General features: G+C 68.5%; 14 protein-coding genes and 1 pseudogene. 4 read left to right on the top strand and 11 right to left on the bottom strand.

All coding sequences use genetic code 11. The annotated features are described in order from the left end of the window. Positions 1 to 43 precede the first annotated feature (43 nt). The 4 genes and pseudogenes from CFP71_RS28915 to CFP71_RS45075 form a co-directional block, all read left to right on the top strand. A complete protein-coding gene (locus CFP71_RS28915; protein WP_093937114.1) occupies positions 44 to 718 on the top strand; it encodes a DUF6766 family protein in 675 nt (224 codons plus the stop codon). A gap of 63 nt (positions 719 to 781) precedes the next feature. Then, on the top strand, positions 782 to 1,345 hold the full coding sequence (locus CFP71_RS28910) for a hemerythrin domain-containing protein (protein WP_093937113.1): 564 nt from the start codon (positions 782 to 784) through the stop codon (positions 1,343 to 1,345). Between the two features lie 387 nt (positions 1,346 to 1,732). Beyond that, positions 1,733 to 2,992, top strand: a complete 1,260-nt coding sequence (locus CFP71_RS28905) for an HNH endonuclease signature motif containing protein (protein ID WP_093937159.1) — start codon at positions 1,733 to 1,735, stop codon at positions 2,990 to 2,992. Positions 2,993 to 3,185: 193 nt separating this feature from the next. Beyond that, positions 3,186 to 3,370, top strand: a pseudogene (locus CFP71_RS45075) (IS481 family transposase); the annotation flags it as partial. 69 nt (positions 3,371 to 3,439) lie between these two features. Here CFP71_RS45075 and CFP71_RS28900 read toward each other — a convergent pair. From CFP71_RS28900 to CFP71_RS28850, 11 genes are all read right to left on the bottom strand, one after another. Then, positions 3,440 to 4,111 carry a phosphate signaling complex PhoU family protein gene (locus tag CFP71_RS28900; RefSeq protein WP_093937112.1) on the bottom strand — a complete coding sequence of 224 codons (672 nt, stop codon included), beginning with the start codon at positions 4,109 to 4,111 and terminating at the stop codon, positions 3,440 to 3,442. Further along, the gene (locus tag CFP71_RS28895; protein WP_093937111.1) at positions 4,108 to 4,845 is read right to left on the bottom strand and encodes a metallophosphoesterase family protein; all 738 of its coding nucleotides are present in this window, start codon (positions 4,843 to 4,845) and stop codon (positions 4,108 to 4,110) included. The genes CFP71_RS28900 and CFP71_RS28895 overlap by 4 nt, the downstream gene beginning before the upstream one ends. Continuing rightward, entirely contained in the window at positions 4,842 to 5,651 is an 810-nt protein-coding gene (locus tag CFP71_RS28890) for a nucleotidyltransferase domain-containing protein (protein WP_093937110.1), read from the bottom strand. The genes CFP71_RS28895 and CFP71_RS28890 overlap by 4 nt, the downstream gene beginning before the upstream one ends. After that, positions 5,648 to 6,703, bottom strand: coding sequence for an NAD-dependent epimerase/dehydratase family protein (locus CFP71_RS28885; protein ID WP_093937109.1), 1,056 nt, complete (start codon positions 6,701 to 6,703; stop codon positions 5,648 to 5,650). The genes CFP71_RS28890 and CFP71_RS28885 overlap by 4 nt, the downstream gene beginning before the upstream one ends. Before the next feature lie 28 nt (positions 6,704 to 6,731). Next, the gene (locus CFP71_RS28880; RefSeq protein WP_093937108.1) at positions 6,732 to 7,790 is read right to left on the bottom strand and encodes an FUSC family protein; all 1,059 of its coding nucleotides are present in this window, start codon (positions 7,788 to 7,790) and stop codon (positions 6,732 to 6,734) included. A 77-nt stretch (positions 7,791 to 7,867) separates the two neighbouring features. Then, entirely contained in the window at positions 7,868 to 8,722 is an 855-nt protein-coding gene (locus CFP71_RS28875; protein WP_093937107.1) for an SDR family oxidoreductase, read from the bottom strand. A 159-nt stretch (positions 8,723 to 8,881) separates the two neighbouring features. After that, entirely contained in the window at positions 8,882 to 9,895 is a 1,014-nt protein-coding gene (locus tag CFP71_RS28870; protein ID WP_093937106.1) for a TauD/TfdA family dioxygenase, read from the bottom strand. Between the two features lie 6 nt (positions 9,896 to 9,901). Further along, entirely contained in the window at positions 9,902 to 11,323 is a 1,422-nt protein-coding gene (locus tag CFP71_RS28865; RefSeq protein ID WP_093937105.1) for a cation:proton antiporter, read from the bottom strand. A 10-nt stretch (positions 11,324 to 11,333) separates the two neighbouring features. After that, on the bottom strand, positions 11,334 to 12,146 hold the full coding sequence (gene ddaH, locus CFP71_RS28860; RefSeq protein WP_093937104.1) for a dimethylargininase: 813 nt from the start codon (positions 12,144 to 12,146) through the stop codon (positions 11,334 to 11,336). 12 nt (positions 12,147 to 12,158) lie between these two features. Beyond that, on the bottom strand, positions 12,159 to 13,412 hold the full coding sequence (locus CFP71_RS28855) for an ATP-grasp domain-containing protein (RefSeq protein ID WP_093937103.1): 1,254 nt from the start codon (positions 13,410 to 13,412) through the stop codon (positions 12,159 to 12,161). Continuing rightward, on the bottom strand, positions 13,409 to 14,566 hold the full coding sequence (locus CFP71_RS28850; RefSeq protein ID WP_093937102.1) for an NAD(P)/FAD-dependent oxidoreductase: 1,158 nt from the start codon (positions 14,564 to 14,566) through the stop codon (positions 13,409 to 13,411). The genes CFP71_RS28855 and CFP71_RS28850 overlap by 4 nt, the downstream gene beginning before the upstream one ends. Positions 14,567 to 14,610: the final 44 nt, after the last annotated feature.

The raw sequence follows: 14,610 nt of genomic DNA, 5'->3' as shown, positions 1-14,610 counted from the left end.
TGCGTACTGCTGGGCCTGCTGCACCGGTGAGGGGAGGCGGACGATGCGGCGTTTTCTCCGTGATAACGCGCTTTCGCTGGCTTTCGGCCTGTTGTTCCTGCTGAGTCTCGTCGGACAGGCGCTGTCCGGTCTCGCCGATTACAACGACGGGCGGCTCGCTCACGCCGCCGAACCCGTCGGCCTGCTCGACTACGTGACGTCCGCGGCTTTCGCCGTCGACGTCGCCGAGAACTGGCAATCCGAATATCTCCAGTTCTTCCTGTACGTGTTCGCCACCGTGTGGCTTCTGCAACGGGGCTCCCCCGAATCCAAACCCGCCGGCCGGGCAGGCCGGGAAACGGACGAGGACCAGCAGGTGGGCGGGCACGCTACGGAAGACTCGCCGAAATGGGCGAGGGCAGGCGGCTGGCGGACGGGGATCTTCTCCGTGTCACTCGGGCTGGTGATGCTCGGGCTCTTCCTGCTGTCGTGGCTCGCCCAATCCGTCGCCGGGATGAGCGCCTACAACGCCGAACAGCTCACCGAATTCGGCGATCCGGTCTCCTGGCTCGGCTATTTGACGTCCTCGGACTTCTGGAACCGCACACTCCAGAACTGGCAGTCGGAGTTCCTGGCCATCGGTTCGATGGCGGTGTTCAGCGTGTACCTGCGCCAGCGCGGCTCCCCCGAATCCAAACCCGTCGGCGCGCCACATCAAGCCACCGACGAATCCGGGTGATTGAACGGCGGAGAGCGGGTACCCACGGCGGGTCGGACTGACGAAACGGACAGGAGTTTGTCCATGACCACCACCACGAAACACGACCTCGTCTCGGTGATCACCGAGGATCACCGTGCCTTCGAACGGATCTTCAAGGAACTCGAGTCCGGCAAGGGCGGTGATCGGCACCGCAAGGATCTCGCGGACCACGTGATCGCCGAACTCGTCCGGCACTCGGTCGCGGAGGAACAGCACATGTATCCCGCCGCGCGGAAGCACATCCCCGACGGCGACGACGTGGTCGGCCACGAGCTCGAGGAACACGCCGAGGCCGAGCGGGTAATGAACGAACTCATCGGCCTGGAGCCGAAGGACAAGCGGTTCGACGAACTGGTCTCCAAACTGATCGAGGACGTCCGGCACCACATCGAGGAGGAAGAGAGCGACCTGCTGCCGAAGCTCCAGGCGGCCTGTACGCCGGAAGACCTCCGCGAGCTGGGCGAGAAAGTGTTGCGAGCCAAGAAAATCGCGCCGACCCGGCCGCATCCGGCAGCTCCGGACCATCCGCCCGCCAACCGGATCCTGGCGCCGGGAACGGCGTTCATCGACAAGATCAGGGACGCGCTGGAAGGCCGTGCCACCTGATCTTTCGTGCCGCTTGGGGCGGGTTAGGCGTTCGGCTGGGATGGCCGTGAGCGGTGGTTCTTTGTGCTCGACCGTTCGCTTGTCCGCCTGGTTCGGGTGTCCCGAAAGTGGCTTTCGCGACGCTTGGGTCCTGCTGGAGCGTGTCGAGTCCGGGGTCGTGAGTGGCGAGTCGGCTTCTAATCCGAATCGCCACTCACGACCGCTTTCTCAGCGCGCTTTGGCGCCGGTCTGCCTCGAACGTGCCGCACCGAGCGCCAGGGCACCACTTACGACACCCTTGCCAAATTGCGGGAAGCCACCGATTCACTCGCCAGTGGGAAATGCGCGGGTTTGCTGGTGACTTAAAATTACGAACACGTGTTCGAAATGTGGGTGTATTATGGAGGGGTGTCCGAGACCTTCCTTCCCGAACTCCCGCAGGAGTTGTGGCGCGCCGGCGAGCTGGAGCTTGCCCATGGCGTGAAGCAGTTCTTGCAGGTGATGCGGGTGGCGTCCGCCGCGATGGGGCGGTTCCTGGCGGAGATCGAGTCTCGGGGCTCGAAAGACTTGTATGGGTATGGGTCGACGGCGGCGTGGTTCGCCGATGTGGCGGGGTTGTCGCGGGGTGAGGCGCAGTCGGTGGTGAAGCGGGCGATCGCGTTGAACCCCACCCGGGGCCTGGACGGCAGTGAGGTCCCGGCTGTCGCACCGACCACGGGCGCGGTGGCGGCCGAGGGGCTGATCGGTGAGCACCGGATCGACCAGATCCTGGACATCTTGAAGAGACTCCCGGCCGATACGTCGGCCGAGGATCGGGAGCACGCGGAGAAAGTCCTGGCCAACCTGGCCCGGGACGCGGGTCCGCGACAGGTTGCGAAGGCCGAAGAGGACATCCTCGGCTGGCTCGACCCCGACGGGAACGAGCCGAAAGACCCCGAACCGAAGCAGCCACGCCGCGAAGTCACCTTGGAACGCCGTCGGGACGGGTTCTGGAAACTGACCGGTCTGCTGGATGACGAGCTGGGGGCTCGTACCGCGGCCGCGCTGGAGGCGTACGCGAAGCCTCGCCCGGTGGACGAATTCGGCCAGGCGGATCTGCGGATGAAATGCGAACGCCAGGGTGACGCGTGGGCTGAGCTTCTCGATCTGGCGGTCGCGTGCCCGGATCAGCCTGGCACCAGCGGGTACCGGACGTTGGTGCACGTCACGATCGGTCTGGAAGAGCTCAAGACGGGGATCGGGAAAGCCTGCCTCGACTTCGTCGGGACCATGACCGCGCGCGACGCGCGCATGGCCGCGTGCGACTGCTTGATGCTTCCTGTGGTGATGAACGCGGCTGGGGAGCCCCTGGATGTGGGACGGCTGAGACGGTTCGTCACGCCGGGCCAGAGACGGGCGCTCAATATCCGTGATCGGGGCTGTGCGTTCCCTGGGTGTCATCGGAAACCCAAGAACTGCCACGCCCACCATATTCATCACTGGGCAGACGGCGGACCCACCGATCTCCGAAATCTCGTGCTGCTGTGCGGTTTTCATCACCGGCTGATCCACCACGGCGACTGGCAAGTACGAATGGCGGCCGACGGACTCCCTGAATTCATCCCACCCCAGTATTTGGATCCGCTACGAAGAATCCGGCGCAACACCCTCCACCGCGCCCCCGCCTAGCCCCGCGTGACCCGAGGAGCCCGCCAGCCACACCGGCGACGGGCCCCTCGGCATGCCCACAGACATTACGCCCACGTTTAGTGATCCGAGACGTCGCGAACGAGGCAACACGTGGTCGGATGGTCTTGGCATGCGGAAACGCCTCCGGGTTCGGTGTGGATCGCAACATCTGCACCGCCTGCCTGGAGGCCTCATGACCCACGCGAACCCACCGTGCCCCTTGCCGGGGAGGTTCTCGCTGGCCCGGTGCGTTGTGGACGAGGGCTGGGCATTGCCGCGGGTTGCGGAACGGTCCAGGTCGCGGTGTCCACGGCGAAACGCTGGGCCGATCGCTCATCCCGTCACCGTGCGCCGCGACCCCCGACCCGGACCGAACGGCCAACCACCCGCCAGCCACGCCCCCAACCCGGGTCGTGAGCGGCAAATAAGGCCTTCACTTGCCAGAACTCAAAGCTCGGCAGGAGCATCCCGTACCGCGGATTCCGGCAACTCCCCGGTGAGCGCGAAATCCACCCGCCGGGCGACGGAGACGACCTGATCGGCGAAGCGCTCGTAGAATCGCGCCAGCAGTGCCACCGAGATCGCGGGCCCGACGCCGTCCGTCCACTCCGGACCGGTGACCAGCGTCATCAGCTCCTCGTACAGCGCGTCGACGCGCTCATCGGTCCGGGCCAGCGAGTGGAACACCTCGGCCGTCGGTCCCTCGACCGCCGCGCCGAGGTCTTCCGCCATCGAGGACACCAGGCCAGCCATCTCACCGAACTGCCCGGTGAGATGGCCGGGGACGGCGAACTCGGGTTCCCGCGCGGCCTGGTCGGCGATGTGCTGGGCCAGGTCGCCCATCCGCTCCAGCCGGTCGGCGCAGAACACCGCCGCGAGCACGGTCCGCAGGTCTCCGGCGACCGGCGCTTGCAGGGCGAGCAGCTTCTGCGCGGTCTCCTCGCATTCGGTCCGCGCCGCGTTCAGCTTCGCCTCGACCATCGCCAGTTCGACAGCGGCTTCGGCATCACGGTCCAGAAAGACGCGGTTGGCCAGGCGCAGCTCCTCACCCGCCATGCCGCACATGGCCGAGAGGAGCTCACCGAGGACGCTCAGTTCACCGTGGAATCGTTCTCTCATGTAAGCACCTTCGCGGGTTCGAGGACATATGTCGCGTACGCCGCGCGGATCACCGGCTGGGCGACGTTGCGCACCGGCACCCCGCCCGGGCTGACGCCTTGCTCGCTGCCGTAGTGGGCGTGCCCGTGCACTGCCAGCGCCACCTGGGCGTCGTCGATCGGCTCGCACAGCAGATACGACCCCAGGAACGGGTGGATCTCCGGCGGTTCACCGTGCAGTGTGCCAGGGATCGGCGAATAGTGCGTCAGCGCCACGGTCACGTCGGGCCGCTCGTCCTCGAGTCCCTCCAGCGCGGTGCGCAGCCGCTGGGCCGCGGCCATGGTGTGCTCGACGAAATCCTTCATTTCGCGTTCGCCGAACCGGCTCGCGCACTTGCCCGCGAACCCTCCGCCGAATCCCTTCACCCCGGCGACGCCGAGCTTCCCGCCGTCCACCTCCACCGTGGTGGCCGTGCCTTCCAGGACGGTGATCCCGCTTTCCTCCAGCAGCCCGCTGACCGCTTCGGCCTGGTCGGAGTGGTAGTCGTGGTTCCCCAGCACCGACACGACGGGGACGTCGAGCCCGGCGAACTCGTCGGCCACCACCCGGGCCTCCTCGATGCTGCCGTGCCGGGTGAGATCACCCGCGAGCAGCAGCACGTCGGCGTGTTCGGCGATGTTGTCCAGTGCCGGCCGCAGCAGGCCGCGATTGTCCTCGCCGAGATGGACGTCCCCGACCGCGGCGACCCTGATCATCGGATCTCCTCGGCGCGCGACGGTTCGCGGACGTCGGCCAGCCGGACGTCGTTGTGCACCAGTTCGGCCGCGATGTGTTCGCAGACGACCCTTTCGACGTCGGCCTTGCGATCGGCACAGGCGACCTCGCCGCCAAGGCGGACCTGCTCGCCTCGCACGGTGACGTGCACGCCGAGTTCGGCGGTCCTCGGGTCTTCCGCCAGCGCCTTGGTCAGCCTGGCGACCAGGTATTGAGGTGCCTCCTGGGGCATCGGGAGCTCCTTCCCGTCGATGATGGACAGTGCCGCGAGCAAGGTCAGGAACGACCACGCGTACGGCGACCCGGCGGTCTCCTCGGCCACCCGGCGCCAGTCGACCTGTTCACGCAGATCGCGGGCGATCCGTAACAGCGGCCCGAAATCGCACCGATGTGGACTGAGGACGAGGACCTTGTCGACGAGCAGATCCGTCCCGTCGAGAACGGGCGCGGCGGTAGCCCCGATCCGCATCAGCGAGGCGCGGTCGAGCATCTCGTCGGTGACGGGGCGATGGTTGGGCCGGAAGATCAGGTCGACCAGGCAGTCCCCGTCGTAGACCTTGGTGAGCCAGTCCTCCGGTGGGCGTACCCGTCTCAGCCCCGCGGCTTCCAGCGCTTCCGCCGCCTCGGGGATGTCCTCGTGTTTGAGGAAGAGGTCGACGTCGTGGTCGGACGGCGGCCCGCCCCGCGCGTACACGGCGAGGCCGCCCGCGACGGCGAACCGCACCGGCGTGCTGTCCAAAGTGGTCACGACCTTGGTCAGCGTGTGCAGCAGTTCTTTTTCGTTCACGGCCGCTCCCCCACCCCTGTGGCAAGTTCGTGTCCTCTGCCGACGTCCGGCTTCAGCGGTGCGGTCGGGAAACCTTCGCCCTCTCGAAGTCCCTTGAGGAACGCCTTGATCGCGTCCTCCGAGGAATACCGCGGCGTCCAGCCCAGTTCTTCCCGCGCACGGGTGCCGTCCATCACCGGCAGGTGCAGAACGGCCTCGAACAATCCCGGCGTGGCCGGGACCAGATGCAGCGACCAGGCCGCGGCGAGCGCACGCCGCACGAACACCGCCGGGACCTTCACCGGCCTGGCACCGAAGATCCGCGCCAGCGCACGGGTGTCCAGCACCGGCTCGGCGGCGATGTTGAAGGCGCCCTTGACGTCCTGGAGCGCGCAACGCCGGTAAGCGTCGGCGACGTCTTCGGTGTGCGCGGTCTGGATCCTCAGCTGCGGGATGTCCGGGATCACCGGGATCAGCGACGGACGCAGGAGCTTGCCCGGCACGAACGGCCCGCCGAAGAGGCGCCGCTGCTCGGGCGCGGCCGCCACCTGGAAGAGGAACCCCGGGCGCAACCGCACGACCCTCATCCGCGGATGACTCCGGTCGAACGCCTCGAGAACCCTTTCGACGTAAGCCTTCTCCCGGGTGTAGGCGGACTGCGGCGAACCGTGGGTCGGCCAGTCCTCGGTGACGGGATGGTCGTCGTCCCTCGGCGAGTAGGCCCCGATCGACGACGCGTACACCAACGCCGGCACCCGCATCGCCTGTGCGGCTTCGAAGACCCGGATCGACCCCAGCACATTGGTCCGCCAGGTGACCTCGGGCCGGTGCGTGGGCTGGAAAAGCCAGGCCAGGTGGATCACCACGTCGGCACCGCCGAACACGGCACGCAGATCGTCGCGGGCGACGTCCGCCGTGACGAACTCGGTCTTCGGGCTTTTCCACAGGCTGGGGCGCCGCGCGACGCCGACGATCGACCCGACCTCCGGATCCGCGCCGAGCGCGCGCACCACGGCGATCCCGACGTTACCGGTGGCGCCGGTGACCACGATCCGCTTGCCGTTGCTGACCATGGGTACGGTTACCCATGGTCGCCCCGGCTTAATCGGCGTGAAGCCGCTGGACGAGACGTCGGGCGGGCAGGGCCATCGCCCCCAGCCCGATCGACGTCGAGACCTCGTCCGTGGGCGTGACGAGCAGGTGATCGATCTCGCCGACCAGCTCGCGGCATCGGTCGAGCCGGTCCGGGTCACCCGAACGGGCTACTTCGGCGAGCGCTTCGAGCAGGTCACCGACCACTCCGCGCGCGTGCTCGCCGGGATGCTGGAACGGCTGCTCGCTCCGGGCCGCCTCGCTCACCGCGTCGATCAACTGGGCGAGCGGCGGCCACAGGGACACGAGGTTCTCCAGGGGCGCTTCCGGGGCCTCACGCCGTCCGCGAAGGTTCAGGAACCGGCCTTCCCTGGTCCAGCCGATCGCGTCTTCCGCCTCCGCGACCAGGCTGCGGACGTCGCGCATCCGGTCTTGCACTGCGTCGGCCGCTTCGGGCGGTTCACCGCCGCGGACCAGTGCCGCGGTCTCGTCGAGGACGTCCGCGATCGCCGACGCCAGCCGGGACGTCGCCGCCCGCAAGCGCTCCCCGTGCAGCGGCGGCAGCACCACCGCGTTCACCACCGCGCCGATCGCGGCCCCCAGCGCGGTCTCCAGCAGCCTGTCCGCCAGCAGGACGGGTTCCGTCGCGCTGCCGTAGGAGATCAGCAGCATGCCGGTGACCCCGACCCAGACCCCCGAGTCGCCGAACCCCCGCCACGAGCCGATCAGCAATCCGCCGAAGACGACCATCCCGAGCGCGACCGTCACCGAGGGGACGATGTGGCCCACGCCCGCGGCGAGCAGTACTCCCACGCTGACCGCGCCGACCTGCTGCGCCCACCCTCGCAGCGACCGGTAGACGGTGGCCTGTACGAGGAACACGGCCGCGTAAGGTGCCAGAAAGGGTTGCGGCAGCTTGAGGACCGAAGTCGCCACGACCCAGGCGATCACCGCCGCGGCCGCGGCTTTGGTGGTCTGGACGAGGCTCCGGCGTTCCTCTCCGGGAATACGGAACACCCTGGCGACCCAGCCGAACGGCGCCGTCCAGCGATTCCGGACGTCACCCATCATTCACCTCCTCGGGACCACGAATACCGGTTGCCGGAGTCTTGGCCGAGGCGCCCGGCTCCCCGGGCCGCGGCGCCTCAGCCGGGCGTCGTCTCCCCGCCGAGCGCGGCGATGACCTCGCCGCTGTAGTACGACGAAAGCCGGTTGGAAGCCAGGAAGACGTACGACGGCGCGAGGTCGTCGGGGTGAGCGGCGCGCTCGAACGGGACCTGGAGGCCGAACTTCTCCACCTTCTCGGGCGGGAACGTCGAAGGGATCAGCGGCGTCCACACCGGCCCCGGGGCGACACAGTTGATCCGGACGCCGCGATCGGCCAGCGCCTGCGCCATGGCGTACGTCCAGGCGTGCACGGCACCCTTGGTCGCGGAATAGTCGATGAGGGACTTGTTGCCGCGCAGACCGTTCACCGAACCGGTGTTGATGATCACCGAACCCTCACCGAGGTGGGGCAGCGCGGCGTTCGTCACCCGGAAGAAGCTGTGGATGTTCACGTCGAAGGTGTGCGTCCACTGTTCGTCGGTGAGTTCCTCCGGGGAGTCGACCGGCCATTGCGTGGCGACGTTGTTGACCAGGATGTCCAGGCCACCGAGGTCGCGCACGGTCCGGTCGACGATCTCGCGGCACTGTGCCGCCCCGGCCAGGTCACCCGGCAGGAGGAGGCACTCGCGCCCCTCGGCGCGGACGCGCTCCTCGGTGTACTTCGCGTCCTCGTGCTCGTTGAGGTAAGCGATCGCGACGTCGGCGCCTTCCTTCGCGAAGGCGATGGCGACCGCGCGGCCGATCCCGGAGTCGCCGCCGGTGATGAGCGCGCGCTTGCCCTTCAGCAGGTCGCGGCCCTCGTAGTCCTCCATGGAGTCGCGAGGCCGCGGGTCCATCTCGGACGTCACGCCCGGCGGCTCCTGCTGCTGCGGCGGTCGTAGCTTGTCGGCCATCGGGGACTCCCTCCCGTCGGGTGCTTTCCGCGGCGGTTACCCGGGTGGGAGCGATCCTGAACATGGCTGTCCGTGAAGGCCTCCTTGAGGGACCCTGGGTCCCTCAAGGAGGCCTTCACGGACTTACGAACCCGCGCAAGGGAGGGAGCGCGGGGGGCCTCAGTGCACCCGCCGGTCCTCCGTCGTGCCCCGGTACCGGATCGTCCACAGGCTGCGCCGGATGTAGGTGCGCTGGAGCCATCGGTCACGCCCGTTGTGCCGCGCGAAGAACTGCGACCGCGCGTGCAGGCCCTTCCGGTTGTTGATCAGCAGCGCCGTCCCCGGCTCCAGCTTGACCTGGTGCGCGACCTCACGGCAGACCCGCTGCAACTCCTCCAGCGCCTGCTCCGCCTCGACGGTCTCCCCCACCACGCCGTTGGCCGAGACCGCGACCTCCGGCGAGTCCGCCGGCCCGGAGATCACCGGGACGAGGTCGGACAGCACGTCGGCCCCCTTGGCCACATCGCGCACGTAACTGCCAGGGGCGTTGAGCCGGAACAGCGGACGGCGCAGGACGTCGAGTACTTCCGGGTCCAGGGCGGCGGAAATGTCCCTGCCGTCGGCGTAGTAGGTGACGGCCTCCTTGTTCCCGTCCTGACGGACACAGTTCAGCACCAGGAAGTCCGGATTGGACACGTCGTACCGGCCGAGGTCGTCGTGCACGATGTCGTTGTGGAAGTTCAGGAACACGTGCGAGCTCTGATTGGTCTGGCTCCGCGCGCCGGCCGAGACCGGGACGACGTCGTGCACGAGCCGTCCGCTCTTCTCCGTGGTGAACCCGACGGGCTCGCCGAGCAGCTGGCTCAGTCCCAAGAGGACGGTCTCGGCGACGAAGGTCTCTTTGTCCTTGCTGGGTTCCCCGTCGATCGGCGTCTCCGGGAGCTCCGGGTCCACCGGCAGGTTGCGCACGAGCGCCACGCCGGGGGTGTCGACGTGCCTGCCGAAGTCCAGGATCGTCTGCAACTGGTCGATGGGCAGCTTCGAGAACGTGACCCGGAGCATCGCCAGCGACCGGTCGATGTCCTCGACAGGGTTCGCGAAGGACCGCAGGTCGCTCCCGATGGCGTCCCGGACCGCGTCGGGGAGCACGACCTCGGCGAACGTGCCGACTAGGGTTTCCTGATTGCTGGTCATGGTGTCCTATCTACTTTCCGCCGCCGCTGGACCGGCGGTCTTGTCCGAGTCCTTTTCGGACTTCTTCCCGAATTTGGCGATCAAGGTGAGCGCGGGGGCGGTGGCGATCGTCGAAGCCAGCGTCATGATCACGAGCATCGCGAACACCGTCGGGCTGATCACCTTCAACTGGAGGCCGACGTTGAGCACCACCAGTTCGGTCAGCCCGCGACAATTCATCAGCGCCCCGAGCGACAGCGACTCGCTCCAGCCGACGCCGGTCAGCCGGGCCGCGGTGGTACTGCCCGCCCATTTCCCGAACACCGCCACCGCCGTGACAGCCAGGGTCCACAGCCACATCGAGCCGGAGCCGAGCAGGCTGAATTCGGTGTGCAGCCCGGTGTAGGCGAAGAACAGCGGCAGCAGCAGGGTCAGCGTCACGCTGCCGAGCTTCCCGGCGGCGCGGGCGAGGACCGGGTCCCTCCTCGGCGCGATCACGCCGAACAGGAAGGCGCCGAAGAGCGCGTGGATGCCGATTTCGTTGGTGGCCAGGGCCGACAGCATGATCCCGCCGAGCAGGATCGCGAGGACGGCGGGCTCCGGTACGCGGGTCAGCAGCTTGTGCAGCAGCGGCCGGACGACGTAGAGCATGGCCGCGACGAAGACCAGGGTGAGCCCGACGGTCAGGAAGACCTCCGACGGCGCGCCGCCCTGGCTGACGGCGACCACCACGGCCAGCAGGCACCACGCGGCGACGTCGTCGACGGCGGCGCAGGTGAGCGCGAGCGCGCCCAGCGGGGTCTTCGAGATGCCGCGGTCGGTCAGGATCCGCGCCAGCACCGGGAACGCCGTCACGCTCATGGAGACCGCGATGAACAGCCCGAACGCGAGGAAGCTGACGTCACCACCGAAGAGCGGGTACATGCCGAGCGCGAGCACGATGCCGGAGACCATCGGCAGCGCGATGCTGACCTGGCTGACCGTCACCGCGGTGAACCCGCGTTTCCGCACCGCGCCAAGGTCGATCTCGGAACCGACCAGGTACATGAAGAAGATCAGGCCCAGCTGCGACAGGATGTTGATCGCCGAGACCACCCCGCTGGGGAACAACCAGCCGAACGCACCGGGCCAGACGATCCCGAACAGCGAGGGCCCCAGCAGGACGCCCGCGACGATCTCGCCGATCACCGGGGGCTGGCCGAGCCGTCTGGCCAGCACGCCTGCCAGGTAGCAGGCGCCCAGGATCACCGGCAAGGCGACCAGCAGACGTGCGTAGGTGTCGGGTCCGCCGGTCGTCGCCTTGGCCGCTGTACCCGCGACGGGTTCGTAGGCCGAACCCAGACCGAGCACCACGACGACCACCACCGCGGGCACCGCGATCAGCGCCGCCCCGACGAGGACCCGGCGCAGCGTGGTGCGCCCGGTCCTCTCCCGCACAGCTGACTCCATGGAGTTCTCCTTAACCGGCACGCAATTCCAGCGTGCAGCACTTGACACTGCCGCCCGCCTTCAGCAATTCGGACAGATCCGCGCCGATGGGTTCGAAACCGTGCTCCCGCAACTGCGCGGTCAGCCCGGTGGCCGCCTGCGGGAGCACGACGTGCTTACCGTCCGACACGGCGTTGAGCCCGAAGACGGCGGCGTCGCGCTCCGAGGCGAGGATCGCGTCGGGGTACATCTCCTTGAGCACCAGGCGGCTGTCCTCCGAGAACGCCTCCGGGTAGTACATGACCGTGTCGTCGTCGAGCACGGCGAGCGCCGTGTCGAGGTGGTAGTACCGCGGATCGATCAGCGTCAGCCCGATCACCGGACAGCCGAAGAACTCGCGGGATTCGTTGTGCGCCTCGGGGTTCGTGCGGAATCCGGTCCCGGCGAGGATCTGCTTCCCGGCGACGAGGTAGTCGCCCTCCCCCTCGTTGACCCACTGCGCCTGCCGCACGTACCGGTAGCCGTTGGCCCGGAACCACTCCAGGTAGGCGTCGGACTCGCCGGCCCGCTGCATGTGGTGGAACCGCGCGACGAGGACCTGCCCGTTGACCACGGTGGCGCCGTTGGCCGCGAACACCATGTCGGGCAGGCCCGGCACCGGTTCGAGGAGGTCGACGCGGTGCCCCAGGTCGACGTAGAGGTCGTGCAGCCACTCCCACTGGGCGAGGGCCAGCTCGGTGTACGTGGGCTTCTTCGGGTCCATCCAGGGATTGATCGAGTACTCGACGTCGAAGTACGTCGGTCTGACCATCAGGTAATGCCGTCGAGTGGCTGTCCGTGACACGTTTCCTCCACGCTATTTCTGGGTTTCGCTGAGCTTGACCTCGATCTTCCCGGCCAGGTCGTTCGCGTTGCGCATGGCTTCGTCGAACGACGAACCGAGCGCGCCGATCCCGCCGAAGATGTTGTTGCCCAGCGGCGGGCGCTTGATCAGGTCACCCGGCTTCGCGAAGATCTTGAGGTAGTACAAGGCTTCCGACTCGTTCACCGCCGGCGGGACTTCGATCGAGGCGATCACGCCGCCGGGGCAGATCAGGCACATCGCGGCCGTGTGCAGTCCGGTCGGGCTGAAGTGGTGGACGTCCGGCCGCACGCCGCGGGAGACGTCCATGAGCCCCCTGATCGGGTCGTATCCGGCCGAAAGCCGCGCCATGTGGTCGAGTCCCCCGCCGCCGGGGCGGACGGCGATCTCCAGCAGGAACGGTTTGCCCTGGTGGAACCGGACCTCGGCGTGCAGCGCGCCGCGGGTGATGCCCTGCGCCCGCACCCCGGCGGCCACCACGGCCTGCACCTCGGCCACCTGGTCCGGGGTCAGCGACGTCGGGGCGTGGTGCACGTCGTCGTCGAAGGTCTCGCCTTCCGACGTTACCCTGTCCACAATGGACCCGAGATAGACCTCGTCGTCCCAGGCGAGCGCCTCGATGAGATGCTCGTGACCGTCCAGAAAGGACTCGACGAGCAGGCCGTGCGGGCCGAGGTCCAGCCCTTCGGCCTCCATGTTGTACCAGGTCATCCGGTCGATGCCTTCGCGTGCCTGCGCGTAGCGCTCCCGCATCTTCTCCTCGTCGTCGACGCGGAAGACGAAGTTGCTGGCCGCGCCGAGCGTCGGCTTCAGGATCACCGGGTAGCCGAAGTCCTCGGCCGCCTGCAGCGCGGAATCGAGGTCCTCGACGAACCGGTAGTCCGGATGCGCGGCGCCGCCCTTTTCGTGCGCCTGCCGCATGATCAGCTTGTTCCGGCTCGTCCGGGCCGCGTCCACCCCGATACCGGGTAGGCCAAGGGCTTCGGCCACCGCGGCGACCAGGACGACGCCCGATTCGGAGAAGGTGAGCACGCCGTCGAAGGACTCCTCCGCGTGCCAGGCCTTCGCGTGCTCGATCAGGTCGTCGATGTGGTTGCTGCCGGCGATCCGGTAGCGCTCGGACGGCCAGAGATCGTCGGTCCCGACCCCGTTGAGCACGTACAGCACCCCGCCGAAGTCCTCGATCTGCTGGTACCGGGGCAGGTAGTAGTAGGAGTTCTGGCTGGCTTCCAGCGCGAGCAGTTTCACGACACACCTCGGAGGGCAAGACGGGACGGGTGGACGCCGGACGCGCGGACGAGCGGCCGGTCGAGCGGTTCGAGTCCGGTCGGGACCGGTTTCGCGCCGGTGAGGCGGGCGGCCAGGGACCGGGCGATCAGCGGGGCGAACTTGAAGGACGAGCCGCCGCACGCCGCGTAGGACAGGACCCGGTCGCCGAGGACGGCGAGCAGCGGGCCGAGGGTGGAACGCCGGGCCAGGTAGTGGCAGTCCCGGGTGTCGATCAGCCAGTCCCGGCGGAAGCCCGGGATCAGCGCGGAGAACGTGTCGATCAGGTGCTCGCGCCACCACGAGGGCGAGGTGGCGCCGCCGATCTCGTCGACCACCCGGCACGCACTGGCGGCGCTGAGCTTCAACGGTGTCCCGGCGACCGGCGGCACCAGCCACGCGCCGCCGGTGGAGCCGAGCGACGTGATCGCCGGTGTCGCCGCCCACGCGGCGGCGTCGGACGGCGGGACGTCGCAGTAGAGCAGCGTCTGCCGGTGCAGCACGAGTTCCCTGGCCAGCCCGGGGGCCAGCAGGTCACGGGACCACGGGCCGGCGGCCAGCAGGACCGCGTCGCCCCGCAGGATCCCGCCGTCGGCCAGCCGGACCTCGGCCCGGTCGGCGTCGACCCCGATCACCTTGCGGTGCGGGTGGAGTTCCGCGTTCGCGTTCCAGCGCAGCCAGCCCGCGCACGCCGTCAGGACCCGATCGGCGAGCAGGACCCCGGCGTGCGACTCGAAGACCGCGCCCGTCCCGGGGACGAACCCGGCGTGCGGGAATTCGGCGGCGAGGTCGTCCGCGCCGAACACCTCGGCCTTGGAACCGGCCGCGTTCAGCAGGTCCCGCGCGGCCGTCGCCTCGCCCGCCCCGATCGCGGTGAGCGCGCCGGACTGCTCGTAGAACGCCGTGGACAGCAGATGTTCCAGCTCGATCCACGCGTGATGCGCACCGACCGCGGCCGCCGTGGTGGCGAGGTCGCCGAGGTGCAACGCGCGCAGCACGCGATGCCGGTCGAACGAAGTGGCACCGCTGAACGGGATGTCCGCCTGGTCGGCGATCACCACTTCGTGCCCGGCCGACACGCACTCCACGGCGGTCAGCAGCGCGATGACACCGCCGCCCGCGAGCACGACTCGCATGACCTTCCCCCTCCGGGCGAGACTTCGTTCGGGCACGACGGGGT

It is taken from the genome of Amycolatopsis thailandensis (assembly GCF_002234405.1).
Classification (GTDB): domain Bacteria; phylum Actinomycetota; class Actinomycetes; order Mycobacteriales; family Pseudonocardiaceae; genus Amycolatopsis; species Amycolatopsis thailandensis.
The sequence above is the reverse complement of the archived record's forward strand: the minus strand, read 5'-3'. Positions and strand labels throughout refer to the sequence as shown.

Coding starts and splice junctions, on each gene's coding strand:
- CFP71_RS28915 (WP_093937114.1), top strand. CDS start 44: ATGCGGCGTTTTCTCCGTGATAACGCGCTTTCGCTGGCTTTCGGCCTG.
- CFP71_RS28910 (WP_093937113.1), top strand. CDS start 782: ATGACCACCACCACGAAACACGACCTCGTCTCGGTGATCACCGAGGAT.
- CFP71_RS28900 (WP_093937112.1), bottom strand. CDS start 4,111: ATGAGAGAACGATTCCACGGTGAACTGAGCGTCCTCGGTGAGCTCCTC.
- CFP71_RS28895 (WP_093937111.1), bottom strand. CDS start 4,845: ATGATCAGGGTCGCCGCGGTCGGGGACGTCCATCTCGGCGAGGACAAT.
- CFP71_RS28885 (WP_093937109.1), bottom strand. CDS start 6,703: ATGGTCAGCAACGGCAAGCGGATCGTGGTCACCGGCGCCACCGGTAAC.
- CFP71_RS28880 (WP_093937108.1), bottom strand. CDS start 7,790: ATGGGTGACGTCCGGAATCGCTGGACGGCGCCGTTCGGCTGGGTCGCC.
- CFP71_RS28875 (WP_093937107.1), bottom strand. CDS start 8,722: ATGGCCGACAAGCTACGACCGCCGCAGCAGCAGGAGCCGCCGGGCGTG.
- CFP71_RS28870 (WP_093937106.1), bottom strand. CDS start 9,895: ATGACCAGCAATCAGGAAACCCTAGTCGGCACGTTCGCCGAGGTCGTG.
- CFP71_RS28865 (WP_093937105.1), bottom strand. CDS start 11,323: ATGGAGTCAGCTGTGCGGGAGAGGACCGGGCGCACCACGCTGCGCCGG.
- CFP71_RS28850 (WP_093937102.1), bottom strand. CDS start 14,566: ATGCGAGTCGTGCTCGCGGGCGGCGGTGTCATCGCGCTGCTGACCGCC.